We start from the raw sequence: 26065 nt of genomic DNA on the forward strand, positions 1-26065 counted from the left end.
CTCAGCCCAGTTCGGCCACCGCCCGCACCAGGTCGTCCATCTCGACGGCGTTCGTGTAGTGCGCGAGGCCGATGCGGATGGCGCCGCCGATCTCGCCGACACCCAGCACCGAGAACACCCCGTACTGGCCGGGATCGGCGAACGCGCAGACGCCCCGCGAAGCGAGGTGTTCGACGCCGTCCTCCGCCTTGACCCCGGCGATCGAGAACGCCAGCGCGGGCACCCGCCGCATGGCGTCGCCGATCACCATCACGTGTCGCAGCGAACGCAGTTCGTTGATGAGATTAGCGAGCAGCCCGGCCTGGTACGCCTTCACCGATCCCAACGACGTGAGCAGCCGCTCACGGCGCGTGCCGGACGCCGCGTCGTCGAGGTCCGCGAGGTACTCGACGGATGCAACGAGACCGGCGAGCATCGGGTACGCGTGCGGGCCGAGCTCCAGCCGTTCCGGGCCACGCGCCATCGGGTCGACCGAGACCGACGGCAGCCGTTCCAGCACCGACGGGTCGCGGAACACGAGCGCGCCGACCGGCGGACCGCCCCACTGGCCGGCGGAGAGAGCCACGACGTCAGCGCCCATGCCAACGATGTCCAACGGCACGAAAGGCGCCGCGGCGGAGGCGTCGACCACCATCAACGACCCGTGCGCGCGAGCCACCGCGGAGATCTTGGCGAGGTCAGGGCGGGTGCCGACCACGCCGGACGCCGCCGTGATGGCGATCAGCTTCGTGCGGTCGGTGACCAGCTCGTCGAACTGCCAGCTCGGCAGCTCGCAGGTCTCAATGTCGATCTCCGCCCATTTGACCGCGCTGCCGGTGCGCTGGGTGGCCCGCAGCCAGGGAGCGATGTTCGCGGGATGGTCCAGACGGGAAACCAGGACCTCGTCGCCCATGAACCAGTCGTCGGTCATCGCGTCGGCGAGGCGTTGCAGCAGCACAGCGGAAGACGGGCCGAGCACGACACCGGCGGGATCAGCACCGACGAGGTCCGCGACGGACCTGCGGGCGGCGTCCACGATGCCCTGGGCCCGCTGGGAGGCCGGGAAGATGCCACCGGGTCCGGAGACCGGGGCGCGCAGCGCGGTGGAGACGGCGGTGGCGACCTGTTCGGGCACCTGCATGCCGGCCGGTGCGTCGAGATGGACCCAGCCGTCGCCGAGCGCGGGGAAGAGCCCTCGTACCCGTGCGACGTCGAACGCCATGACACACACCGTACGTATGCGAGCAAACACAGCAACGACCAGCCCCACCCGCTTTAGGGTCGAAACGCGAATCACGCGAGGATGGAGACCATGAACCAGGAGCAGCCCGTCGTAATCGTCGGCGGACAGGACGGCGACCTCGCCGACCTCGTCGAACAGCCGGCCAAGGTCATGCGGATCGGCACGATGATCAAGCAGCTGCTGGAGGAGGTCCGGGCGGCGCCTCTGGACGAGGCCAGCCGCAACCGTCTCAAGGAGATCCACAAGCGGTCCATCGAGGAGCTCGAGGACGGCCTGGCGCCGGAGCTGCGCGAGGAGCTGGAGCGGCTGTCGCTGCCGTTCACCGAGGACGGCACCCCGTCCGACGCCGAGCTGCGGATCGCGCAGGCTCAGCTCGTCGGCTGGCTGGAGGGCCTGTTCCACGGCATCCAGACGGCGCTGTTCGCCCAGCAGATGGCGGCCCGCGCCCAGCTGGAGCAGATGCGCGGCCGTGCCCTGCCCGCCGGCAGCGGTGGCGAGGGCGCCGAGGGTGGCATCACGGGCAAAGGCACCGGCCAGTACCTCTAGCCGAGACACCAGGGGGTGGTTCTACGATGCGCTGAACTTCCTGGAGAGGAGCCATCGTGCTCGAGCAGGTGCGCCGTGCCCTGTCGGCGAAGCAACTGCGCCACAAGATGCGTGTGAAGGCGATCGAGATCGTGACGGACGCCGTGGCCCCCATCCGCGCGCAGGTCGACGAGCTGCAACGCCAGGTGGACGATCTGGGCAAGCAGGTGCGCGACGAGATCCGGCACCAGGGCGACCGGGCCGTCGACCAGGCCCGTCAGCTGGAGATCCGCACTCGCCGCGACCTCGTGTTCGCGGGCGAGCAGGAGGCGGCGCTGCAAAGCGCCAGGTTCGTGCGCGACAACATGCCGCACGCCCCTCAGTTCGGCCACCCGCACGAGACGCTGGAGCACGCGCTGACGCTTGCCCCCGAAGGCGGGCTCGCGCTGGAGTTCGGCGTCTACCAGGGCACCACGCTGAAGATCATCGCTACCGCGCGCGGCGGCGAGGGCGTCTTCGGCTTCGACTCGTTCGAGGGCCTGCCGGAGAACTGGCGCAACGGCTTCCCCGCCGGCGCGTTCAACGTCGACGGACTGCCGGAGGTGCCGGGCGCGGAGCTCGTCGTCGGCTGGTTCGACGAGGTGCTGCCGGAGTTCCTGGAGAAGAACGAGGGTCCCGTCACGTTCCTGCACGTGGACTGCGACCTCTACTCCTCCACGAAGACCGTGCTGGAACTGGTCGGCCCACGCCTGGTCGAGGGCAGCGTCGTCCACTTCGACGAGTACTTCAACTTCCCGGGCTGGATGGAACACGAGCACCAGGCGTGGACCGAGTACGTCGAGCAGACCGGGATCGAGTTCAGCTACGAAGCGTTCACCTACGACAACGAGCAGGTGACCATGCGGGTGACCAAGATCCCCGCTCGTTGACCACTCCGTGACGTACCGGCGTCCAGGTCCGATCTGAGACGCCGGTACGCTCAGTCCTCGTGCAAGCCACCAGTACCCTCGACCACCCCGAGGCGCCGCCTGCCATCAAGTCGCGCAGCTTCAAGCGCGCGTTCGCCGATGTGCGTGAGGCGTGGGACCACCGCGAGCTGTGGGGCCACCTCGGCTGGCAGGACATCAAGCAGCGCTATCGCCGATCGGTCATAGGTCCGTTGTGGATCACGATCTCGATGGGCACGACAGCCCTCGCGCTCGGCTTGCTGTACTCCGTGCTGTTCGACACGAACGTTCCGACGTTCCTCCCGTACGTCACGGTCGGCTTCATCGTCTGGAACTTCATCCTCGGCTGCATCACCGAGGGCACCGACGTGTTCATCGCGAACGAGGGGCTCATCAAGCACCTCCCCGCGCCGATCACCGTCCACGTGATGCGCATGGTGTGGCGCCAGGTGCTCTTCCTGCTGCACAACCTCGCGGTCTACGCGATCGTGCTGGCGATCTTCTTCACCTCGCTCAACCACCAGTACACGATCAGTGACGGCGGTCCCGTTCATCCGGGTCTGAGCTGGACCATCGTGCTCGCGATCCCCGGTTTCGCACTGCTCGCGCTCAACGCGGTGTGGGTCGCGCTGGCGTTCGGCGTCATCAGCACCCGCTTCCGCGACATCCCGCCGGTCGTGACCAGCTTCATCAACCTGGTCTTCTTCATGACGCCGATCGTCTGGGACGCGGGCGTGCTGCAGAAGGTCACCGGCGGCGGTGGCAGCAACGACTGGCGCATCCTGATCGCCGAGCTCAACCCCGTGTACCACTTCGTCGAGGTGGTCCGCGCCCCGCTGCTCGGTCACGCGGTCGACTGGCACCACTGGGCGATCGTCGGCGGCTTCACCGTGGCCGGCTGGGCGCTCGCGATGGTCATCCTGCGCAACTACCGCGCCCGCGTTTCCTACTGGGTCTAAAGGAGGTCGGCAAAACCATGGTCAGCATCGACGTCTGGAACGCATCGGTCGACTTCCCGATCTTCGACGCCAAGTCGAGGTCGCTGAAGAAACTGGCGTTCGGCAAGGTCGGCGGCAAGATCGGCTCCGAGGGCCGGGTGCCGATCATCGAGGCGCTGCACGACATCTCGTTGTCGCTCAAGGACGGCGCGCGCGTCGGCCTGGTCGGCCACAACGGCGCCGGCAAGTCCACGCTGCTGCGCCTGCTGGCGGGCATCTACGAGCCGACGCGCGGCCAGTCGCGCATCGTCGGCAAGGTGGCGCCGGTCTTCGACCTCGGCGTCGGCATGGACCCGGAGATCTCCGGCTACGAGAACATCATGATCCGGGGCCTGTTCCTCGGCATGACCCGCAAGCAGATGGAAAAGCGCGTCGACGACATCTCGGAGTTCACCGAGCTCGGTGACTACCTGCAGATGCCGCTGCGCACCTACTCGACCGGCATGCGCGTGCGGCTCGCGCTCGGCGTCGTCACCTCGATCGACCCCGAGATCCTGCTGCTCGACGAGGGCATCGGCGCGGTCGACGCGGCATTCATGGCGAAGGCCCGCGACCGCCTCAAGGACCTCGTCGCCCGCTCCGGTCTGCTGGTGTTCGCGAACCACTCCGACGAGACGTTGCTGGACTTCTGCGACAGCGCGATCTGGATGGACGAAGGCCGTGTCAAAATGCACGGCGGTCTCCGCGAGGTGCTCACCGAGTACAAGGGCTTCGACCCGTTCGAGCGGATGAGCACCGACCAGCTGGCCAGGCTCGGCTACTCCACTCCCGTCCTCAGCGGAAACGGCGGCGAATAGACAGTGAACCTCGAGGCACTGCCCAAGGGCTCCGTCGTCGCGGTGGTGGTCACCCGCCACCGCAGGGAGCTGCTGGCCGAGTCGCTGAAGGCGCTGGCCACCCAGACTCGCGTCCCCGACCACCTCGTCGTGGTCGACAACGGCCCCGACCAGCCGGTCAACGACCTGGTCGAGCAGTGCCCGCTGCCCACTACGTACCTCGCGTCGCACCGCAACCTCGGCGGCGCGGGCGGTTTCGCGCTCGGCATCCTGCACGCGCTCTCGCTGGGCGCGGACTGGGTGTGGCTGGCCGACGACGACGGCCGCCCGGCCGACGAGAACGTGCTGGCCGTCCTGCTCGAAGAGGCCGAGCGCCGCAACCTCGCCGAGATCTCGCCGGTCGTCACGAACATCGAGAATCCGGACAAGCTCGCGTTCCCGATGCGCCGCGGCCTCACGTGGAAGCGCTCGGCCGCCGACCTCGGCACCGACTTCCTGCCGGGCATCGCCTCGCTGTTCAACGGCGCCCTGTTCCGCGCCTCGACGCTCGACGTCGTCGGCGTGCCGGACTACCGCCTGTTCTTCCGCGGCGACGAGGTCGAGGTCCACCGCCGCCTGGTGCGCAGCGGGCTGCCGTTCGGCACGTCGCTCAAGGTCGCCTACGTGCACCCGGACGGCTCGGACGAGTTCAAGCCGATGCTGGGTGGCCGGTTCCACGCGCAGGACCCGGAGAACCAGATCAAGCGGTACTACACCTACCGCAACCGCGGGTACCTGCTGTCGCAGCCGGGCATGCGCAAGCTGGGCGCGCTCGAGGTGTTCCGCTTCGGCCTGTACTTCCTCGCGGTGAAGAAGGATCCGAAGGCGTTCGTCGAGTGGTTGAAGCTCGTGCGCCTCGGTCAGCGGGAGCGCTTCTTCCGCAAGTGACGTGATCTGCTGAGGGCGGAATCGCTGCGAGCGGAACCGCCCTCAGCACGGCACCGGAACGCGGTTTGCTGAACGCATGAGCCGACTCGTGCTGTTCCTCGCCGCCAATCCGAACCCCATCAGCCTCACGGTCACCGACGAGACGCGGGACGACCTCGCGCCCCGGTTGACGCAGATCGTCCGCAACGGCCACACGCAGCCGATCGCGGCTCCGGACGGCCGCGAGTACGTCGTGAACTTCTCCAACGTCGTGGTAGCGCACTTCGAGTAACCGGTCGCGCACCCGACGTGATCGGAGTAAGACGGGATGAGTGATCTCCCGACGCAGACTTCTCTCCCTGGCCGGCGCGAGCGCACTGCTCGCGGCGTGCGGTTCGAACACCGGCAGGGACGGCAACGGCCAGGCCCTCAAGCAGTGGTACCACGCGTACGGCGAGCCCGGCGTCCAGCAGGCGGTGGAGCGCTACGCCAAGGCGTTCACCAAGACGCCGGTCGACGTGCAGTGGAACCCCGGCGACTACGACTCCAAGCTCGCGACGAGCCTGCTGTCCGACGGCGGACCGGACGTCTTCGAGTCCACCCCGCAGATCAGCTCGGTCCGGGCGGGCCAGCTCGTGCCGCTCGACGACGTCTTCGGCGACGCCAGGAGCGACTTCACCGACTCGATTCTCGCGACGCACACCGTCGACGGGAAGCTCTACGGCGTTCCGCAGGCCGTGGACATGCAGATGCTGTTCTACCGCAAGAGCTTCCTCCAGCAGGCCGGGGTTCAGCCACCGTCCACTGTGGATGAGCTGATCGACGCTTCCCGGCGCCTCACGAAGGACGGGGTCAAGGGCCTCTTCGCCGGCAACGACGGTGGCGGCGGTGTGCTCGGCGGGCCCGCGCTGTGGTCGGCCGGGTTGGACTACGTGCGCGACCACCAGGTGGGGTTCGACGATCCCGTTGCGGCGCAGGCGATCGGCAAGCTGCGCGAGCTCTACTCCAGCGGCAGCCTGCTGCTCGGCGCGGTGAAGGACTGGGCGGAACCGGACGCGTTCACGCAGGGTCTGGTCGCCATGCAGTGGACCGGGTTGTGGACCGTGCCGGCGATCCAGAAGGCGCTGGGCGACGACTTCGGCGTGCTGCCGTTCCCGAAGTTCTCCTCTTCCGGCAAGGCCAGCGTGCCGGTCGGCGCGTTCGGCGCGATGATCAACGCCAAGTCGAAGCGGATCGACGAGGCCAAGGAGTTCGTGAAGTGGCTGTGGATCGAGCGGACCGACTACCAGGAGGACTTCAACCTCAGCTACGGCTTCCACATCCCGCCGCGCAGGAGCATCTCGGAGAAGGCCTCGAAGCTGACCACCGGTGCGGCGGCTGACGCGGTGAAGTTCGTGCGGGACAACGCGAAGGCGTCCAACCCGCCGGACTGGACCTCGGTCATGCGGACCGCGTTCAACGACGCCGTGTCGCGGGTCGTGCGGGACGGCGCTCCGGCTGACGCCGAGCTCAAGGCCGCCGCCGACAAGACACGGGACGAGCTGAAGCGCCTGTACGGATGAGGCACGGACGCGCGTTCTGGTTGTTCGTCGGACCGTTCGCTTTGGGACTGCTCGTGTTCGTGTACGTGCCGATCGGGTGGAGCCTGCTGCTGTCGTTCTTCGACGCCCGCAACACGGTGACACCCACATCGTTCGTCGGGCTGCGCAACTACGCCGACATGCTGACCGACGAGCCGTTCCTGCGGAGTCTCGGCACGTTCAGCGTGTTCGCGGTGTTCATCGTGCCGCTGACGTTCGTGCTCGCGCTGGCGCTGGCGTTGCTGGTGAACCAGATCAGCTTCATGAAGGCGTTCTTCCGGTCGGTGTTCTTCCTGCCGACGGCCTGTTCGTACGTCGTGGCGTCGCTGGTGTGGAAGCTGTCGATCTTCAACGGCGTGCGCTTCGGCCTCGCGAACACGGTGCTGGGGTGGTTCGGCGCCGAGCCGATCGCGTGGACGGTGTCGACGTCGCCGCCCTGGTACTGGCTGGTGCTCGTGACGTTGCGGCTGTGGCTGCAGCTCGGGTTCTACCTGATCCTGTTCATCGCGGGGCTGCAACGGATTCCGCAGCACCTCTACGAGGCCGCGTGGATCGACGGCGCGTCACGCGGCTGGCAGACCCTGCGGTACATCACGCTGCCGCAGCTGCGCACGACGTCGATCGCGGTGCTGTTGTTGCTGCTCATCGCGGCGTACCAGGCGTTCGACGAGTTCTACAACGTGCTGGGCACCGACCGCGGCTACCCGCCGTTCGCGCGGCCGCCGTTGATCTACCTCTACTACACGGCGCTCGGGTCCGGCGGGCAGGACTTCGGACACGGCAGCGCGGGCGCGGTGATCCTGACCTTGCTGATCGCGGGCGTGACGTTGTTGCAGGGCAAGGTGATCACCCGATGAAGGCCGTCCGGTACGTGGCGCTGTCGCTGGCGGCGATGCTGTTCTTGATCCCGTTCTACCTGGTGCTGCGCAACGGTCTGGCGACCGAGCAGGAGATCACCGCGCCGACGTGGACGTTCTGGCCCAGCGAGATCCACTGGGAGAACTTCGCCTCGCTGTTCAGCAACCCGGCTGTGCCGATGGTGCGCAGCATGGTCAACTCGCTGGTCGTCGCGGTGCTGCAGACCGCCGGGCAGCTGCTGCTGTGCGGACTGGCGGGGTACGGGCTCGCGCGGATTCCGTACCGGTACTCGAACGTCGTGCTGTACCTGGTGATCGCGACGCTGATGATCCCGGCCGCGGTCACGTTCGTGCCGACGTTCGTGGTCGTCTCGACGCTGGGCTGGGTGTCCGACCTGCGCGGGCTGGTGATCCCGGGGCTGTTCAGCGGGTTCACCACGTTCCTGTTCCGGCAGTACTTCCTGAACTTCCCTCGCGAGCTCGAGGAGGCGGCGCGGATCGACGGGCTCGGCCACTGGGGCACCTACTGGCGGGTCGTCGTGCCGAACTCGAAGGGGTTCTTCGCGGCGCTCGGCGTGATCGCGTTCGTGACCAGCTGGAACCAGTTCCTCTGGCCACTGGTGATCGCGCAGGACCAGGACTCGTGGACCGTGCAGGTGGCGCTGTCCACGTTCCTGACCTCGCAGTCGATCGACGTCACGCAGCTGTTCCTGGCGGCCGCCGTCTCCATCACGCCGTTGGTGGTGGTTTTCGTTGCGCTGCAACGGTTCCTGGTGCGCGGCGTGACGGAGACGGGGATCAAGGACTGATCAGTGGGCGACCAGCAGGAAGATGCTCGGCCCGAACCTCATCCTGGCCAGCACCGGCTGGGCCGCCCTCTCCAGACCGAGCAGCACGCGGTGCGGCACGGCCCTCTTCAGCGCGCCCGACCGCAGGTTCGACACCGAGAGCGAACGTTCCACCCGCAGTCCGGCCACGGAGAGCTGCCTGGTCACGGTGTCGAGGTTGTGGTTGACGAACGGGATCTCGTCGTCGTGCCGGTTCTCCGGTGACCGGATGTCCACGGGCTCGGTGGGGATGCCCCTGCCGAGCCGGCGCAGGCGGTTGCGGGCGTGCCCGAGGTTGGCGACCTCGATGACGGCGGTGCCCTTCGGGGCAAGGATCCTGGCGATCTCGGCCAGTTCCGCCGCCGGGTCGGGCAGGTGGTGCATGACGCGGATCATCGTCACCAGCTCGATCGAGCCGGTCGCGAACGGCAGCCGCGCGGCCTGCGCCTGAACCCGCTCGATCCCCTTGTCGAGGAACCTCGCCGCGATGTCGAGCTGGCGGCTGCTCGGCTCGGCCAGCGTCACGTGGTCCGCGTACTTCGGCAGCAACGCGGTGATGCGGCCATAGCCCCCGCCCACGTCCACCGCGTTCGCGAAGCGCCGGCCGGTCAGCAGCCGGTCGATCGCGATGCGCTCCGCGGCGTGCTCGTAGTCGCGGCCCTTCCAGTAGCCCAGGTAGTCGTGGGCAGGTCCGTCGTAGAAATCTGCTCTCTTGATATCCCCCATGCATCCCGGACGTCTGAGCTCGGGGTGAGGTTGCGCAGCAAAAAAGGCCCCCGGAAGTCCGGGGGCCTTCTCGCACAACCAGAAGATCAGCTGTTGGCTTCGAACACCTTGCGCCACGACTCGACCGAGGTCAGCTCGGGCAGCGCGTCGCGGTACACCTTCTGCATGCGCGGCCACTCGGACGACAGGCGGCGGTAGTTGCGGACCGCGCGCTTCATCAGCTGGCGGAACTCCTTGGGGTCGCGCTTGCGGAACGCGACGCCGCTGCCGTCGGCGCTGGACACGGTGGCGCTGTCCAGGTTGCCGAGGAGGAACCAGCGGGCGTTGGACGCCGGCACGTTGATCTGCGGGCGCTCCGCCGTTGCCGCCTGGGGCTCACGCAGGTTGTGCATGAGCGCCTTGGCCGCTTCGGACGCGATGGTGACCGGGTTCGTGGGCGGCGTCAGCATCTGCTCGGCGCGGACCATGTCGAACGTCGGCGCCGGGAACTCGCGCGCGGACGGGAGGACCTGGGCGTCCGAGTAGTGCTTGCGGAGCTCGCGGATCTCCGGCAGGGCCGTGCGCAGCGAGTCGAACAGCTTCGACGGGCCGGCCAGGAAGTCCTCGATCGCCTTCTGCTGGATGGCGACCGTCGAGTACTCCATCGACAGCAGGTGCCGCAGCGACAGCTTCAGGCCCTGCTTGAGCAGCGTGGAGCGGACGTCGTACGGGCTGTGCAGCGCGGCGAGGACGAGCCGGTTGCGGGTGTGGAAGTACGCCTGCCAGTCGGTGGCGTCGTTCTTGTCCGTCCACGGCATGTGCCACACGGCCGAGCCCGGCAGCGAGACCGTCGGGTAGCCGCGCTCCAGGGCGCGCAGCGAGTACTCCGCGTCGTCCCACTTGATGAACAGCGGCAGCGGGTAACCGGTGCGCTGGACGACCTCACGCGGGAACAGGCACATCCACCAGCCGTTGTAGGTGGAGTCGATGCGGGCGTGCAGTTCCTCGGTCTCGCGCAGCGACTCGGTGCCGAAGTCGTGGTCGGTGAGCGCGCCGGGTGCTGCCCGCCAGTAGCAGGTGCCCAGGTCGACGACCTCGCCCATGCTGTGCAGGCGGGAGCGGGCCTGGAGGTTCAGCATGTGCGAACCGACGATGACCGGCTGGGCGGCGGCGCGCGCGAACGCGTTCGAGCGCAGGACGGCGTCCGGCTCCAGGCGGATGTCGTCGTCCATCAGCATGATCTGGTCGGCGTCGGTGTGCTCGATCGCCTCGTACAGACCGCGGGTGAAGCCGCCGGAGCCACCGAGGTTGTCCTGCTCGATGATCTCCAGCTTGTCACCGAGGGCCTTGACGGCCTCGGCGTAGCCGGGGGTGTCGCGCACCTTGACGGAACCCTGGTCGGCGACGAAGACCTTCTTCAGCACCGCGAAGACGGCCGGGTCCTCACCGAGGGCGCGCAGCGCGATGACCGCGTCGACCGGGCGCATCGTCGTCATGCCGATGGCGACGGTCTGCGCCGGCAGCGGCTGCTCGGTGGTCCACGCGGCGTCGTCGATCTCCATCGTGGTGTCGTCGGTGAAGACGTCGAACCAGATCCAGCCGCCGTCCTCGAACGGCTTGAGCGACACCGTCAGCGCGACGTCGAACCACGCCTTCGGGCTGCGGATGACCTGGCCGTCGAGGTGGATGATGTCGCCGTTGGGCTTCGAACGGTAGACGTCGATGCGACCGGCGCCGCGCACGCGCATGCGCAGCACGACTTCCTCGACGATCGTCCAGCGCTTCCAGTAGCTGGCGGGGAACGCGTTGAAGTACGAAGCGAACGACACCTTGGCCGAGGTCTGAACCGTCACCGCGCGGCGGCCCGAGACGTGGCTGTGCACGTTGGTCGGCTCGTCGAGGTAGAGCGGACGCACGTCCAGCGGGTCCTCGTCCCGCGGCATGATCACCCGCTGCAGGACCTGGGTCGGGTTGATCTTGGTAGCGCTTGCGGCTTTGGCCTGCTCGGTCACGTGCTTCCTCCGGCGAACCGAATTCGGGCGGTTCGGGTCAGCTTCATGGATGGCTACCGCCACAGAGAGTGTCGTGGCGCGGCGCGTCAAGCGCCCATAGTACTCATTGTCCAATGACGAACGCCCGGCCGCACAGGTTGTACGGCCGGGCGAAATGCGTCTAAACCGACATCAGTCGAGATCGCCGTTGATGGCGGATCCCTCGGTCAGGTGAGGCGCGATCTTGTTGTCGAACGCGCTCAGAGCGGCGCCGATCGCCATGTGCATGTCGAGGTACTTGTAGGTGCCCAGACGGCCGCCGAACAGCACGTTCTTCTCGGCGGCTTCCTTCTTCGCCAGCACGCGGTACCGCTCGAGCTTCTCGCGGTCCTCCGCGGTGTTGATCGGGTAGTACGGCTCGTCGTCCTTCTCCGCGGCGCGGGAGAACTCGCGGACGATGACCGTCTTGTCCTTCGGGTAGTCCCGCTCCGGGTGGAAGTGGCGGAACTCGTGGATGCGGGTGAAGGGGACGTCCGCGTCGTTGTAGTTCATGACCGGCGTGCCCTGGTAGTCGCCCGTCTGGACGACCTCCTGCTCGAAGTCGAGCGTGCGCCAGCCGAGCCAGCCCTCGGAGTAGTCGAAGTAGCGGTCGACCGGACCGGTGTAGACGATCGGCGTGCCCGCCGGGATCTCGTCCTTCACGTCGAAGAAGTCCGTGTCGAGGCGGACCTCGATGTTCTCGTGCTCCGCCATCTTCTCGAGCCACGCGGTGTAGCCGTCGACCGGCAGGCCCTCGTAGGTGTCGTTGAAGTAGCGGTTGTCGAAGTTGTAGCGGACCGGGAGGCGGCTGATGACCGCGGCCGGCAGCTCCTTCGGGTCGGTCTGCCACTGCTTCGCGGTGTAGTCGCGGATGAAGGCCTCGTACAGGGGACGGCCGACCAGCGAGATCGCCTTCTCCTCGAGGTTCTTCACGCTCGCGCTGTCGATCTCGGACGCCTGCTCCGCGACCCACGCGCGAGCCTCGTCCGGGGACAGGTAGCGGCCGACGAACTGGGTGATCAGCCCGAGGCCCATGGGGAACTGGTACGCCGTGCCGTTGTGCATCGCGAACACGCGGTGCTGGTAGCCGGTGAACTCGGTGAACTGGTTGCAGTACTCCCAGACCCTCTTGTTCGAGGTGTGGAAGAGGTGCGCGCCGTAGCGGTGCACCTCGATTCCTGTCTCGGGCTCAGCCTCCGAGTACGCGTTGCCACCGATGTGGGAACGACGTTCCAGAACGAGCACCCGCTTGTTCAGCAGGGAGGCGGTGCGCTCGGCAACGGTCAGCCCGTAGAAACCGGAACCGACGACGATGAGGTCAAAACCAGCGAAGCTCACGAACGTGGAGGGTACCGGCCCTCCCAGGCGTGTTCCCAACACCCCCTCCGCGAACCGCACAGGCCTTGATCAGCTAAAACGCGTGCGACAGGCCGTCGGACGGCGATCAGCCCGTTCGGGATAGCCTTGCCGGTGTCATTTGCGGGGGCATCCCGCACATCCACTTGCAGAGCAACCATGGGTGGTCTTGTGCCGACCGAAGCGAGCACGTTGCTGACCGTGGCGACGATCGGGACGTATCTCGCCGTCCTGTGGTTGCCGGGCGGACTCGCCGCCGCGGCCGTGGGCCTGCGCGGGTGGGCACTCGCCGCCAGCGCGCCCGTGTTCACGTACCTGATCGCGGGCCTGGCCGGTCCGTGGCTGTGGAAGATCGGGATCCCGTTCAACGTCTGGACGTTCCTGGTCACCACGGTGGTCGTGGTACTGCTGTTCGCCGCCGCGCGCTGGTTCGTGGTGCGCCGCAACGGCCCGATCGAGCGCACGCCGTCGCCGTGGGCCCGGAGCGCGCACGTCGCGGTGGCCGTGACGCTGCTGGCCGCCGCCGTCGTCGGGTTCGCCGTGCTGATGGCCGCGATGCGCTGGGACCTCAACTCGATCCCGCAGGACTGGGACGCCGCCTACCACGCGAACGGCATCCGCTACATCGCCGAGACCGGCGAGGGCAGCCTCTACGCGACCGGCAAGGTCAACTGGTACGAGCTCCCCGACGGCGTCTTCTACCCGAACGCCTACCACCTGGTCGGCGCGCTCGTGTTCAAGCTGACCGGTGCCGCCGTACCGGCCGTGCTGAACGCCAGCACGATCATGTTCCCCGGCATCCTCGCGCTGACCCTGGTCGCGATGATCCGGCACTTCAACGGCCGCGCGATGACCGCCGCGTTCACCGCGCTCGTCACCGTCGCCTGCACCAGCGCCACCTACGACAACCTGTGGCGCGGCCCGCTGCTGACGTTCACGCTCGGCATCGCGGTCATGCCGGTGCTGGCCATCGCGATGGACGCGTACCTCAAGCGGGCGGCACTGGACACCGGCATCTTCTTCGGCGGTGTCGCGGTCGGCCTGCTCGCGATCCACTCCAGCACGTTGTTCGGCGGCATCCTGTTCGTGCTGCCGATGTTCATCCAGCGCTGGTGGGGCCACCTCGGGCTGATCTGGCGGGACGCGCTCAAGCTGATCGTCCCGGCGGTCGTGGCGATCGTCGTGACGCTGCCGCACCTGCTCGGCGCGCTCGCGGTCGGCGGCAAGATCGCGATCGTGGACTGGCCGTCGACGTTCCCGGTGAGCCAGTCGGTCGGCTCGCTGCTCACGTTCCAGCACGTCATCGCGTTGCCGCAGTACTGGCTGGCGCTCGCGCTGTGGGTCGGCCTGGTCTTCGCCTCGCGTCTCGGTGAGCTGCGCTGGCTGCTCGGTTCGGCGGCGTTCTTCGGTGGCGTCTGGGTGCTGACGGCGTCCTACTCGCAGCCGTGGGTCGCGAAGCTGACCAGCCCGTGGTGGAACGACCAGTGGCGCCTCATCGCGCTGGCGTGCGTGCCGCTCGTCGTCGTGGCCGGGCACGGTCTGGCGCAGGTGTACGACTTCGCCAAGGTCGGCGCGGCGCGCGTGAAGGTGCCCGCCGGCATCGGTTCGTACGTCGCGGGCGGCCTGGTCATCGCGGTGTTCGCGCTGCTCAGCCAGGGTCTGTACTTCAACCTCAACGCGAACCAGGTCAAGCAGGGCTACGGCAACCAGCCGGGCGCCGACCGCCACAACATGGTGGTCAGTCCGACCGAGGTGCTCGCGTTCCAGGAACTCGCCAAGCTGGTCAAGCCGGGCGAGCGGGTGCTCAACGACCGCAGGGACGGCACGGTCTGGATGTACGCGCTCGCGGGCGTGCAGCCTGTCGTCGGCCACTACGACGGCTCGGCCGAGTCGCCGGCGGTGCACACGCTGCAGGCCGAGTTCAACGACTACGCGAACGACTCCACCGTGCGTGACGCGGTGAAGCACCTCAACGTCCGCTACATCATCGTCGACGTCGGCTACGTGCACGGCGGCAAGGACCGCGTGGACGGCCTGGAGAACCTCGACGGCAAGCCGTTCGTGCAGAAGGTCTTCTCGAACCAGGACTCGACGATCTACAAGCTGGTGCCGGAGCCGGGCGCTCCCGTCAGTCCCTGAACTCGAAGTCGACGAGGCCGGGGAGGACGTCCCCGGCCACCTGCTCCAGCACGGTCTCGTGGCCGAAGTAGACGCCCTCGCTGCGCGGCCAGTGCACGATCAGATCGGTGAACCCGAGGTCGCGGGCCCGCCCGGCGGCGTCCTGGAACGCCTCGACGCTCGTCAGCGAGTACACCGGCGCCGAGTCGAGGTTCAGGTACCTGTCGATGGTGCCCTTGGCCCGGTTGATCGAGGCGAGCTCCTCGTTGAACCGCTTGGTCACCTTCGCGACGCCGCGCCACCAGGTCTCGTAGTCGGGGCTGTCGAGCTGCCGCGAGCCGGTGGTGATCCAGCCGGTGCCGTAGCGGGCGGCGATGCCCATGGCCTTGGGCCCGTCGGCGGCGATGACGAACGGGACGCGCGGCCGCTGTACGCAGCCGGGGTGCCCGCGGGCCTCGTCCGCGGTGAAGAACTCGCCCTTCCAGGTCGTCTTGTCCCTGGTCAGCAGCAGGTCGAGCAGCTCGACGAACTCGCCGAACCGCTGCGTGCGCTGCGGGGCCGTGAGCTCGGGGGCGCCGATGGCGTCGGAGTCGTAGCTGCCCGTGCCGCCGGAGCCGATGCCGACGTTCAGGCGGCCGTCCGACAGATCGTCAAGAGTCAAGATCTCGCGCGCGAACGGCACCGGGTGCCGGAAGACGGGTGAGGCGACGAGCGTGCCCAGCCGGATCTTCGACGTGACCATCGCGGCGGCGGTGAGCGTGGGCACCGCGGAGAACCACGGGCCGTCGACGAGCGTGCGCCACCCCAGGTGGTCGTACGTCCACGCGTGGGAAAAGCCCAGCTCCTCGGCCGCACGCCACTTCGGTTCCGCCACCCACCAGCGGTACTCGGGAAGGATCACCACACCAACTCGCACCGGCTGACATTAGCGAACGAGTTACGTCGACCGGCGAATCCGCCATCAGCGAGGATGGACGTCGTGGAGAAACCGGCACTGGTGGCATCGGACGTCGACGGAACGATTCTCGGCACGAACGAGCAGGTGAGTGAGTACACGGCCGGGGTGGTGGGCAGGGTGCTCGCGGCCGGTACGCCGTTCGTGCTGGTCAGCGGCCGTCCGCCGAGGTGGATGCCGCACATCGCGGGCGCGCTGGGCGTCACCGGCTACGCGGTCTGCGCGAACGGCGCCGTGCTCTACGACATCAGCGAGGACCGCGTGATCTGGCAGCGCGGCATCAGCCCGGTGCGGCTGATCGACCTGGTCCACGCCCTCGACACGGCCATCCCGGGGTGTGCGGTGGCCGCGGAACGGGTCGGTGAACGGGCCGCGGACGTCCAGACGTTCGTCGCGGAGAAGGAGTACCGGCACGCCTGGCCGGAGGGTCACGAGGTCGCCTCACGGGCGGAGACGCTCGGGCACCCGGCGATCAAACTGCTGGTCAGGCGCGTGGAGATGACCAGCGCCGAGATGGCGTCCGCGGCGACGGCCGTGCTGGGTGACGAGTTCGCCATCACGTACTCGACCAACGCGGGCCTGATCGAGGTGTCCGAACGGGACGTGACCAAAGCCACTGGCCTGGCCGATGTCTGCGCACGGCTGGAGGTCGCGACCGAGGACGTCATCGCCTTCGGGGACATGCCGAACGACATCCCGATGCTGCGGTGGGCCGGACACGGCGTCGCCATGGCCAACGCGCACCACGAGCTGCTGGAGGTGGCCGACGAGGTCACCGCCACCAACGACCAGAACGGCGTGGCCCAGGTCCTGGAGCGCTGGTTCTAGACACAAAAAAGCGCCGCACCTGGTGAGGTGCGGCGCTTCTCGTCTTGTTCGCTCAGTCCTCGGCGGGAACCGGCACGGGAACGCCGCGCCGCTTCTGCACGTAGGCCACGAGCGTGGCCGAACCGGCCGCGGCCAGGTCGGCGATGGTGAACATGAGGCGCGAGACCAGGGCCAGCGCGATGGCCTGCGGCAGCGGCAGCACGGTCGCGATGGTGCCGGTGATGACGAGCTCACGGGCGCCGATGCCCGACGGCAGGAAGAACGCGAGCAGGCCCGCGGTCATCGACAGCGCCATGGCGCCGGTGGACAGGATCAGCGTGTCCCAGCGCGGCGAGCCGAGCGAGTTGACCAGCAGCCACAGGTGCACGCCGTAGCAGAGGTAGATGGCGACGGCCGTGCCCAGCGCCTTGAGGATCTCGATGCCGGTGAAACGGCGTTCGATCGGTGCCTTGCGCAGGACCTTCAGCACCAGGTTGACCGACCACGTCAGCAGCCGCGGGTGCAGGAACGGCAGGCCGACCAGCAGCAGCAGGAACAGCCACAGCAGCTGGTTCGCCTCAGGGCGGCCGGACAGCATCACGGGCAGCGCGGCGAGGCCTGCGATCAACGACGCGAGCACGCCCATGCCGGTCGCGACCAGGCCCGCGGTGAAGCTGCGCGCCCGGTTGACGCCCGCCTCACGGGCGAGCTCCATCGACAGCAGGACGGCCCAGACGGCGCCGGGAACGTACTTGCCCAGCTGGCCGACCAGGTAGAACTTCGACGCGTCGGCGAACCGGACGGGAGCGCCCAGGTCGGACAGCACGATCTTCCAGACCAGCGGGCCCAGGAAGATGCCTACGAACACCGCGACCAGCGACAACACGACCGACAGCCACGGCAGCTTGACCAGCTCGGGGTAGACCTTGTCCCACTGGGAGTAGACCGAGAAGGCGGCGGCGGCGAGCACGGCCACGATGAGCACGCGCTTCGCCCAGGCGATGACCACTGTCTTGCGGGTGTTGGCCGGAGCCGGAGGGGCGGCCTGTTCAGCGTCGGTGGCAGCCACATCGGGCTCGACGGTCATCGGTTCTCCGCTTCCTGCTTCGCTTCCCAGCGACGGGCCGAGCACGGCGGGCTGGGCGTCCATGAGGGGGGTCGTACTTCTTACGACGCGGATCCACAACGGACCCTGAAAAGGATCACTCCATCAGGCAGGTAGCCTGTGGTCGCGCCTGGTCTGCACCTGGCAGTAACACCGGGGTAACTGTACCGGACGCATCCAACCGTCTCCGGAAGTGGAAAGTCTGCTGCATGATTCCGATTACCGTCGTCGACGTCCAGGACGCCGAGCCGCTCGTGCTGGAAGTGCTCCGCTCCGGTGTCATCGCACAGGGACCGATGGTCAAGCGGTTCGAGGATGCTTTCGCCTCCGTTGCGGGTGTGCCTCACGCGGTCGCCGTGAACAACGGCACGACCGCGCTGGTCGCGTCCATCCAGGCGCTCGACCTGCAGCCTGGTGATGAGGTCATCACCACGCCGTTCACCTTCGTGGCCACGCTGAACGCGATCCTCGAAGCCGGCGCCACCGCCCGGTTCGCCGACATCAGCGCGGTCGACTTCAACCTCGACCCGGAGAAGGTCAGCGGCGCGGTCACCGACCGCACCAAGGTCCTCATGCCGGTCCACCTGTACGGCCAGATGGCCGACATGGGCCGTCTCGTGCCGCTCGCGCAGCAGCACGGCCTGACGATCGTCGAGGACGCGGCGCAGGCCGTCGGCGCGACGTTCGAGGGCAAGGCCGCCGGTTCGTTCGGCATCGGCTGCTTCTCGCTGTACGCCACCAAGAACATCACCACCGCCGAGGGCGGCGTCATCACGACGTCGGACGACGCGCTGGCGGACAAGCTGCGCGTCATGCGCAACCAGGGCATGCGCGCCCGCTACCAGTACGAGATGGCGGGTCACAACTACCGCCTCACGGACCTGCACGCGGCGCTGGGCATCCCGCAGCTGGAGAAGCTGCAGCAGCTCACCGACGCGCGCCGGCACAACGCCGAGGCGCTGTCCAAGGGCCTCGACGGCGTGACGGGTCTCACCGTCCCCGCCGTGCTGCCTGGCCGTGAGCACGTGTGGCACCAGTACACGATCCTGGTCGGCGACGACGCCCCGGTGACCCGCGACGAGCTCGCGGCGAAGCTCACCGAGAAGGGCATCGGCAACGGCATCTACTACCCGAAGCTCGTGTTCGACTACGACTGCTACCGGGACAACCCTCAGGTCATCGCCTCCGACGTGCCGGTCGCGCAGAAGGTCGCCGAGCAGGCGCTTTCGCTGCCGGTGCACCCGAAGCTGACCGACGCAGAGCTCGAGACCATCGTCTCGTCCGTCCGGGAGGTGTTCGGCGCGTGACCGCCCGTCCCAAGGTCGCCCTCGTCGGCGCCGGCACGATGGGCTCGCTGCACGCCCGCGTGCTGTCGCAGTCCGACCGCGTCGACTTCAAGTTCGTCGTGGAGCAGAACGCCCAGACCGGTCAGGCCATCGCCGACCGCTTCGGCATCGAGCACACCAGCTCGCTGGACGGGCTGAAGGACGTCGACGCCGTCGTCATCGCGGCCGCCACCGAGGCGCACTACGCCATCGCCAAGCAGGCGCTGGAGCTCGGCAAGCCGCTGCTCATCGAGAAGCCGCTGGCCGCGACGTACGCGCAGTCGGAGGAGCTCGTCGCCGAGTCGGAGAAGCGCGGCCTGCCGCTCGTCTGCGGCTTCCTCGAGCGCTTCAACCCGGCGATCCTCACCGCGAAGCAGTTCGTGGGCGAGGTCGTGCAGATCAACGCGATGCGGCACTCGCCGTTCGTGCCGCGGATCAAGACCGGTGTCGCGGGCGACCTGCTCATCCACGACGTCGACCTCGCGATCCGCTTCGTGGGCAACGCCCCGGCCGCGGTGAAGGGCTCGTTCGGCTTCTTCCACAAGCAGTCGCAGGACAACAGTTCCGAGGACTCCGCGGACGCGACCATGTCGTTCGAGAGCGGTGCCCTCGCCACGATCTCGGCGTCGCGGATCAGCCAGCGCAAGGTGCGGCAGATCTCGGTGCTGGAGATCGACCGCCTGATCGAGATCGACCTGCTGCGCCGGGACATCACGATCTACAAGCACGTGGCGGACTCGCCGGCGGCGGACGGTGTCGGCTACCAGTCGCAGACCGTCATCGAGCTGCCGACGATCCTGCAGAGCGCCGAGCCGCTGGCCGCGCAGCTGAACCACTTCCTGAACCTGCTCGAGCTGGGTGCCGGTTCGGACGAGGTGACCGCTGAGCGCAACGCGATCCTCCCGGCGCACAAGGTCGTGCACGAGGCGACTCTCTCGGCCACCAACGGGAAGGCCTGACGCGATGCGCATCGCGATCATCAACAACTTCTTCCCGCCCCGGATGGGTGGCAGTGCCTACGTGTCGGACACGCTGGCGCGGTACTACGCGGCGCAGGGTCACGAGGTCCTGGTCATCACCGCCGCGTACGGCGGTGCGCTGCCGGTGGAGGAGCGCGACGGCATCAAGATCGTGCGTCTGCCGTCCTGGACGCTGCCGGAGACCCGCATCTCGTTCAACTTCGACATCACGTTCGCGTTGAAGTGGGGCAACCGCAAGAAGGTCTTCAAGCTGCTGGACGGCTTCAAGCCGGACGTCGTCCACCAGCACGGCCAGTTCTTCGACCTGACCTGGCAGAGCGGTCTGTGGGCGCGCAAGCGCAACGTGCCGTCGGTGCTGACGCTGCACACGCGGCTGCAGAGCCCGATGAGGCCGATCCACGCGGTCTTCCGGATCCTGGACGCGGTCGTCGTCAAGCCGATCACGTCGTACAACAAGCCGACGAAGCTGATCGCGATCGACACGATCTTCTACGAGTACATCAAGAAGCGCTACAAGACGCCGGACGAGCGCATCGAGAAGCTGGCCGTCGGTGTCGAGCTCGACCGCTTCCACGACCTCGACCACGTCACCGAGCGCGCCAAGATGCGCGAGCGGTTCCCGGAGATCGGGGACGGCCCGGTCATCGCGTCGCTCGGCCACGTGATCCCGGTCCGCGACCGGATCAACCTGGTCAAGGCGCTGCCCGAGGTGCTCAAGAAGCACCCGGACACCAAGGTCCTGGTCATCGGCGGCCTGTACAACACGGAGTTCCTGGAGATCGCCAAGCAGCTGGGCGTCGAGCACGCGCTGATCTGCACCGGCACGCTGCCGAAGGCGGAGATCCCCGGTCTGCTCGCGGGCGCCGACATGGAGGTCCACGACCTGCAGGGCTTCGGCATCGGCATCGCGTCGCTGGAGGCGATGGCGGCGGGCGTCCCGACGGTCATGGCCGAGCGGGCCGACTACTTCCCGAACGCCATGATCACCAACGGCACGGAGTCGCTGCTCACCAAGCCGGGCGACCACTCCGCGCTGGCCGAGTCGATCAACCGGCTGATCGAGGACGAGGGCGTCGCCAAGAAGATCGGTGAGGCCGGTCGTCAGTGGGTCTTCGACAACTTCGACATGCCGAAGATCTGCGAAGCCAACCTCGACATCCTCAAGAAGATCTCGGACAAGGCCTGACGTGAGTCACGTCGTCGTGATCGGCGGAGGGATCCTCGGACTCTCCGCCGCTCACGAACTTCTCCGGCGCGGCCACGACGTGACCGTGCTGGAGAAGGAGTCGCACTGGGCGGCGCACCAGACCGGGCACAACAGCAACGTCGTGCACGCCGGTCTGTACTACAAGCCCGGTTCTCTCAAGGCCCGCATGTCGTTGGCGGGCAACGCTTCCATGGTGGCCTTCGCCAAGGAGCACGGCGTCCCCGTCGACGTCTGCGGCAAGCTGGTCGTGGCTACTTCGACCGACGAACTGCCCCGGCTCAACGCCCTGGCCGAACGTGCTGAAGCGAACGGCGTTCCCGCCAGGCTGATCTCCCCCGCCGAGGCTCGCGAGTACGAGCCCGAGGTGGCCGCCGTCTCCGCCCTGCGCGTCGAGTCCACGGCGATCATCGACTTCCCGGCCGTCTGCCGGGTGCTCGTCGGCCTGCTGTCCGGTGCCGACCTCCGCCTGAACTCCCCCGCGCTCGCCATCCGTTCCACGGACACCGGTGTCGCGGTGGCCACGCCGCAGGGCATTGTCCGCGCCGACGCGCTGGTGAACTGCGCGGGCCTGCACAGCGACCGCGTGGCAAGGCTCGCCGGGCTGCGTCCCAAGGCGACGATCGTCCCGTTCCGCGGCGAGTACTACGAGCTGCGTCCCGAACGGCGTGAGCTGGTGCGCGGCCTGATCTACCCGGTGCCGGACCCCGCGCTGCCGTTCCTGGGCGTCCACCTGACCCGGATGCTGGACGGTTCCGTGCACGCGGGCCCGAACGCGGTCCTGGCGCTGCGCCGCGAGGGCTATCGCTGGGCCCAGGTCAACCCGCGTGACGTGTTCGACGTGCTGCGCTTCCCCGGTACCTGGAAGCTGGCCGCCCGGTTCGGCCGGACCGGCCTGGACGAGGTGCTCAGGTCGTTCTCCCGCAAGCGTTTCGCGGCGAGCCTGGCCCGCCTGGTGCCGGCCGTCGGCGAGGCCGACATCGTGCGCGCCGAGGCGGGTGTCCGCGCCCAGGCGATGCTGCCGGACGGCTCGCTCGTCGACGACTTCCTGATCGAGTCCGCACCGCGCCAGGTGCACGTGCTGAACGCGCCCTCCCCCGCCGCGACCAGCGCGCTGGAGATCGGCCGGCACATCGCCGACGAAACCGTCGCAACCCTCGTTTGAGCAGGTCAACACACCTGTAAAGGTCCTGTAAGCCGCCTGTAGATCCTGTCGCAGCGAGCTTGCAGATGACTTGCAGGCACGCCCCGCAGAGTTCGTGCTGTCAACAGAACAGCCCGAATTACTGGGGGGCAAACGAAATGCGACTGCGACGGATGGCGACCCTGCTCGCTCTGGTTGCGACGGCGGTGACGTTCCTGGGGCCGATCACCGGCCAGGCGGCACCGGAGCCCGGCACGCTGGTCACCGACGGCGGATACGCCAAGCAGGGCGAGGAACCCGAGCCCGGCTTGAAGATGGCGGCGAACAACCCGATCGCGAGATCGGAGGTCATGAAACGGGCCGAGACATGGCTCAAAGCGCGGGTCCCGTACAGCCAGACCTCCTGGTACGCCAACGAGTACGGCAGCTACCGCGCGGACTGCTCCGGCTTCACGTCGATGGCGTGGGGCATGGACAACAGCTACACGACCTACTCGCTCCAGCCGTTCATGCACTCGATCGCCAAGTCGGAACTGAAGCCCGGCGACGTGCTGTGGAAGCACAACAGCGACCAGCAGCACATCGCGATCTTCGTCCGATGGGACGACGGCGCGCAGACCAAGGCAGTGGTCTGGGAGGAGTGGGACTTCGGCCAGGTCGCCGAGCAGCGCACCTGGAGCGCCGCCTACACGGCCTCCTACGCCGCGAAGCGCTACAACAACATCGTCGAGGACTCGGTGGGCCAGACCGGTTCCTCCTTCTCCGGTGACGCGAAGACCGACGTCGGGTTCATCTCCGCGGACGGCAACGTGAAGGTGTGGCGCAACGGCCGCGGCTTCGCCCAGAACCCGTGGAACGCCGACGCCGTCGTCGCCAACGGCTTCACCGACGAGAACGCCCACTTCGCCGACCTCGACGGCGACGGTGACAAGGAGATCATCACCGTCCTGCCCGACGGCCAGGTCAAGGCATGGCGCAACAACGGCACCTTCGGCCCGAGCCCGTGGGACGCGGACGCCGTCATCGCCTCCGGCTTCACCAACCAGTCGCTGCACTTCGCCGACCTCGACGGAGACCGCAAAGCCGAGATCATCACGGTCCTTCCCGACGGCCAGGTCAAGGCATGGCACAACTACCACGGCTTCACGAACAGCCCGTGGGACAACGAGGCGATCATCGCCTCCGGCTTCACCAACGACTCGCTGCACTTCGCCGACCTGAACGCCGACGGCAAGGCAGAGATCATCACCGTTCTCGGAGACGGTCAGGTCAAGGCGTGGCGCAACTACTGGGGCTTCAAGGCGAACCCCTGGGACAACGACGCCATCATCGCCACCGGCTTCACCAACCAGTCGCTGCACTTCGCCGACCTCGACGGCGACGGCAAGGCAGAGATCGTCACCGTCCTGCCGGACGGCCAGGTCAAGGCGTGGCACAACTACCACGGCTTCGCGAACAACCCGTGGGACAACGAGGTCATCTTCGCCACCGGCTTCACCAACACCAACCTGCACCTGATCTGACCGACGCGAGTCTGGAAAGGACAGTCATGAAGAAGCTGACCGCAACCCTGCTCGCCACGGCGTTCGCAGGACTGGTGACCGGCACCGCCTACGCCGCGCCGCCGGAAGCCGAGTCACAGCAAGAAAACCGGGACAGCGCCCTGAACACGGTGGTCGCCGCCGGTCTCCAGGACGACTACGTCAACGTCGCCGGCCCCGCCGCCCAGGCCGTGCAGGCCGAGTTCCGGATCCCGGCCTCGGTGACCACCGCGCAGTCGATTCTCGAATCCGACTGGGGCCGCAGCCGCCTCTCCGCCAACGACAAGAACTACTTCGGCTTCAAGTGCGTGAACTCGTCGAGCCCCGGCCCTATCGCGATCGGCTGCCACGCCTACCAGACGGAGGAGTGCACGCCGACCTGTCACCCCGAGACCGCGTACTTCCGGGTCTACCGCTCGATGACCGACTCGTTCCGCGACTACGGCCGGCTGATCACCACGAGCGGCATCTACGACAGCGCCCTGCCGTACCGGGAGAGCAACCCCGACCAGTTCATCCGCGAGGTCGCGAAGAGGTACGCGACGGACCCGAACTACGCGAGCAAGAACATCTCGTTGATGCAGAACTACAACCTCTACCGCTTCAACACCGGTGGGCCGTCCGTGTCGGCAGGGTCCTCGTTCTCGGGTGACGCCAAGACCGACATCGCGTTCATCTCCGCGGACGGCAACGTGAAGGTGTGGCGCAACGGCCGCGGCTTCGCCCAGAACCCGTGGGACGCCGACGCCGTCGTCGCCAACGGTTTCACCGACGAGAACGCCCACTTCGCCGACCTCGACGGCGACGGTGACAAGGAGATCATCACCGTCCTGCCCGACGGTGCCGTGAAGGCGTGGCGCAACAACGGCACCTTCGGACCGAACCCCTGGGACGCCGACGCCGTCATCGCCTCCGGCTTCACCAACCAGTCGCTGCACTTCGCCGACCTCGACGGAGATCGCAAGGCCGAGATCATCACGGTCCTGCCGGACGGCCAGGTCAAGGCGTGGCACAACTACCACGGCTTCACGAACAGCCCGTGGGACAACGAGGCGATCATCGCCTCCGGCTTCACCAACGACTCGCTCCACTTCGCCGACCTGAACGCCGACGGCAAGGCCGAAATCGTCACCGTCCTGCCCGACGGCGGAGTGAAGGCGTGGCGCAACTACTGGGGCTTCAAGGCGAACCCCTGGGACAGCGACGCCATCATCGGCTCCGGTTTCACCAACGAGGGCCTGCACTTCGCCGACCTCGACGGTGATGGCAAGGCCGAGATCGTCACGGCGCTGCCGGACGGCGGCGTGAAGGCCTGGCACAACTACCACGGCTTCGCGAACAACCCGTGGGACAACGAGGTCATCTTCGCCACCGGCTTCACCAACACCAACCTGCACCTGATCTGACGACTGCTCCGAACACAGGCCGCACCGGACTTCCGGTGCGGCCTTTTCGCAGCTCAGCAGCCCTGCAGAGGATTTGCAGATGATTTGCAGGCGCGCCCGGCAGAGTTCGTGTTGTCAGCAGCGTCGTGTCCGCCCCGCTGGGGGTGGGGCGGGCACGACAGCATTCCCGGGGGGAAGAAATGAGCCGCTCACTCGTCTTCGTCATCATCGCCGCCGCACTCGGCCTGGCCGCGTGCACCACCGCACCCGCGCCGAACACCGCCGCCGAACGCCCCGCCGGCACCGCCGCGACCACGATCACCGACCAGCCGAAGAACGTGGTGAACACCGACACCCGCCTCGGCTACGGCTCTCTCAAGTTGGGCATGACCCTGGAGGACGCGAGGGCGACCGGCCTGACCGACCTGACCTGGGACAGCGAGGGTGACGGCGCCTGCGTGGGCGACGACGCGGTCGCGATCTCCAAACGGTACGGCGTCGTGCGCATCACGCTGCCCGCGGAAGCCAAGACCTCCAAGGGAATCGGCATCGGCTCGACCTACGCCGCGGTGAAGAAGGCCTACCCGACCGTCTCCGCGTTCCGCGCGGGCTGGTCGGCGAGCATCGCCGAGAACGCCGGCTACTCGTTCATCGGCAGCTCCGAGACCGACCAGTTCGCGGACACCGACAAGGTCGTCCACATCAAGCTGCACACGTACAACGCCGACTGTTCCATGTACCTGCTCTGAGTCAGCAATCCCTGGGGGGAAAC

At 67.7% G+C, this 26065-nt stretch carries 24 protein-coding genes; 18 read left to right on the plus strand and 6 right to left on the minus strand.

Annotation, left to right across the window (positions count from 1 at the left end):
- Window position 1: 1 nt before the first annotated feature.
- On the minus strand, window positions 2-1201 hold the full coding sequence (locus OG205_RS31775; RefSeq protein WP_319976199.1) for a cysteine desulfurase-like protein: 1200 nt from the start codon (window positions 1199-1201) through the stop codon (window positions 2-4).
- 90 nt (window positions 1202-1291) lie between these two features.
- Here OG205_RS31775 and OG205_RS31780 point away from each other — a divergent pair, with 90 nt between their 5' ends.
- From OG205_RS31780 to OG205_RS31820, 9 genes are all read left to right on the plus strand, one after another.
- Window positions 1292-1768, plus strand: coding sequence for a bacterial proteasome activator family protein (locus OG205_RS31780; RefSeq protein WP_442916605.1), 477 nt, complete (start codon window positions 1292-1294; stop codon window positions 1766-1768).
- A gap of 56 nt (window positions 1769-1824) precedes the next feature.
- A complete protein-coding gene (locus OG205_RS31785) occupies window positions 1825-2676 on the plus strand; it encodes a class I SAM-dependent methyltransferase (protein ID WP_330271639.1) in 852 nt (283 codons plus the stop codon).
- A 59-nt stretch (window positions 2677-2735) separates the two neighbouring features.
- Window positions 2736-3653: a galactan export ABC transporter permease subunit Wzm/RfbD gene (gene wzm, locus OG205_RS31790; protein ID WP_330271640.1), complete on the plus strand. Its 918-nt coding sequence runs from the start codon at window positions 2736-2738 to the stop codon at window positions 3651-3653.
- Window positions 3654-3670: 17 nt separating this feature from the next.
- Window positions 3671-4489 carry a galactan export ABC transporter ATP-binding subunit Wzt/RfbE gene (wzt, locus tag OG205_RS31795; protein WP_093594700.1) on the plus strand — a complete coding sequence of 273 codons (819 nt, stop codon included), beginning with the start codon at window positions 3671-3673 and terminating at the stop codon, window positions 4487-4489.
- Window positions 4490-4492: 3 nt separating this feature from the next.
- Entirely contained in the window at window positions 4493-5395 is a 903-nt protein-coding gene (gene glfT1 / locus OG205_RS31800; RefSeq protein WP_330271641.1) for a galactofuranosyltransferase GlfT1, read from the plus strand.
- 76 nt (window positions 5396-5471) lie between these two features.
- Window positions 5472-5666, plus strand: coding sequence for a hypothetical protein (locus OG205_RS31805; protein ID WP_330271642.1), 195 nt, complete (start codon window positions 5472-5474; stop codon window positions 5664-5666).
- Window positions 5667-5706: 40 nt separating this feature from the next.
- Window positions 5707-6936, plus strand: coding sequence for an ABC transporter substrate-binding protein (locus tag OG205_RS31810; protein ID WP_330271643.1), 1230 nt, complete (start codon window positions 5707-5709; stop codon window positions 6934-6936).
- A complete protein-coding gene (locus OG205_RS31815) occupies window positions 6933-7811 on the plus strand; it encodes a carbohydrate ABC transporter permease (RefSeq protein ID WP_330271644.1) in 879 nt (292 codons plus the stop codon). The genes OG205_RS31810 and OG205_RS31815 overlap by 4 nt, the downstream gene beginning before the upstream one ends.
- Window positions 7808-8620 (plus strand): carbohydrate ABC transporter permease, encoded by an 813-nt coding sequence (locus OG205_RS31820; RefSeq protein WP_330271645.1) that lies wholly within the window; start codon window positions 7808-7810, stop codon window positions 8618-8620. Before OG205_RS31815 ends, OG205_RS31820 begins: the two co-directional genes overlap by 4 nt.
- Here OG205_RS31820 and OG205_RS31825 read toward each other — a convergent pair whose 3' ends face one another.
- The 3 genes from OG205_RS31825 to glf form a co-directional block, all read right to left on the minus strand.
- Window positions 8621-9364, minus strand: a complete 744-nt coding sequence (locus OG205_RS31825) for a class I SAM-dependent methyltransferase (RefSeq protein WP_330271646.1) — start codon at window positions 9362-9364, stop codon at window positions 8621-8623.
- A gap of 86 nt (window positions 9365-9450) precedes the next feature.
- Window positions 9451-11355, minus strand: a complete 1905-nt coding sequence (locus OG205_RS31830; RefSeq protein WP_330271647.1) for a glycosyltransferase — start codon at window positions 11353-11355, stop codon at window positions 9451-9453.
- 171 nt (window positions 11356-11526) lie between these two features.
- Window positions 11527-12711 (minus strand): UDP-galactopyranose mutase, encoded by a 1185-nt coding sequence (gene glf, locus OG205_RS31835; protein ID WP_330271648.1) that lies wholly within the window; start codon window positions 12709-12711, stop codon window positions 11527-11529.
- 189 nt (window positions 12712-12900) lie between these two features.
- Here glf and OG205_RS31840 point away from each other — a divergent pair, with 189 nt between their 5' ends.
- On the plus strand, window positions 12901-14868 hold the full coding sequence (locus OG205_RS31840) for a DUF6541 family protein (protein ID WP_330271649.1): 1968 nt from the start codon (window positions 12901-12903) through the stop codon (window positions 14866-14868).
- On the opposite strand, the gene OG205_RS31845 is transcribed toward OG205_RS31840, so the two are convergent.
- Complete coding sequence (locus OG205_RS31845; RefSeq protein WP_330271650.1) at window positions 14858-15763, minus strand: LLM class flavin-dependent oxidoreductase; 906 nt, start codon at window positions 15761-15763, stop codon at window positions 14858-14860. The two genes, OG205_RS31840 and OG205_RS31845, sit on opposite strands and share 11 nt — an antisense overlap.
- A gap of 54 nt (window positions 15764-15817) precedes the next feature.
- On the opposite strand from OG205_RS31845, the gene OG205_RS31850 reads away from it, so the two are divergent.
- Window positions 15818-16630 carry an HAD family hydrolase gene (locus OG205_RS31850; RefSeq protein ID WP_330271651.1) on the plus strand — a complete coding sequence of 271 codons (813 nt, stop codon included), beginning with the start codon at window positions 15818-15820 and terminating at the stop codon, window positions 16628-16630.
- 52 nt (window positions 16631-16682) lie between these two features.
- Here the strand turns inward: OG205_RS31850 and OG205_RS31855 are convergent, their stop codons facing one another.
- Window positions 16683-17759 carry a lysylphosphatidylglycerol synthase domain-containing protein gene (locus tag OG205_RS31855; RefSeq protein WP_330271652.1) on the minus strand — a complete coding sequence of 359 codons (1077 nt, stop codon included), beginning with the start codon at window positions 17757-17759 and terminating at the stop codon, window positions 16683-16685.
- A 164-nt stretch (window positions 17760-17923) separates the two neighbouring features.
- Between OG205_RS31855 and OG205_RS31860 the strand changes: the two genes are divergently transcribed.
- The 7 genes from OG205_RS31860 (at window position 17924) to OG205_RS31890 (ending at window position 26042) form a co-directional block, all read left to right on the plus strand.
- Entirely contained in the window at window positions 17924-19021 is a 1098-nt protein-coding gene (locus OG205_RS31860) for a DegT/DnrJ/EryC1/StrS family aminotransferase (RefSeq protein WP_330271653.1), read from the plus strand.
- Window positions 19018-19998, plus strand: coding sequence for a Gfo/Idh/MocA family protein (locus tag OG205_RS31865; protein ID WP_330271654.1), 981 nt, complete (start codon window positions 19018-19020; stop codon window positions 19996-19998). Before OG205_RS31860 ends, OG205_RS31865 begins: the two co-directional genes overlap by 4 nt.
- A 4-nt stretch (window positions 19999-20002) precedes the next feature.
- Window positions 20003-21205, plus strand: a complete 1203-nt coding sequence (locus tag OG205_RS31870; RefSeq protein ID WP_330271655.1) for a glycosyltransferase family 4 protein — start codon at window positions 20003-20005, stop codon at window positions 21203-21205.
- A 1-nt stretch (window position 21206) separates the two neighbouring features.
- Window positions 21207-22388 (plus strand): L-2-hydroxyglutarate oxidase, encoded by a 1182-nt coding sequence (gene lhgO / locus OG205_RS31875; protein WP_330271656.1) that lies wholly within the window; start codon window positions 21207-21209, stop codon window positions 22386-22388.
- A 137-nt stretch (window positions 22389-22525) separates the two neighbouring features.
- Window positions 22526-23890 (plus strand): C40 family peptidase, encoded by a 1365-nt coding sequence (locus OG205_RS31880; RefSeq protein WP_330271657.1) that lies wholly within the window; start codon window positions 22526-22528, stop codon window positions 23888-23890.
- Between the two features lie 26 nt (window positions 23891-23916).
- Window positions 23917-25314, plus strand: a complete 1398-nt coding sequence (locus OG205_RS31885) for a glucosaminidase domain-containing protein (protein WP_330271658.1) — start codon at window positions 23917-23919, stop codon at window positions 25312-25314.
- 179 nt (window positions 25315-25493) lie between these two features.
- Entirely contained in the window at window positions 25494-26042 is a 549-nt protein-coding gene (locus tag OG205_RS31890; RefSeq protein WP_330271659.1) for a hypothetical protein, read from the plus strand.
- Window positions 26043-26065 lie beyond the last annotated feature (23 nt).

Origin of the sequence: Lentzea sp. NBC_00516, assembly GCF_036346835.1 — a bacterium.
In the GTDB taxonomy this organism is placed as follows: domain Bacteria; phylum Actinomycetota; class Actinomycetes; order Mycobacteriales; family Pseudonocardiaceae; genus Lentzea; species Lentzea sokolovensis.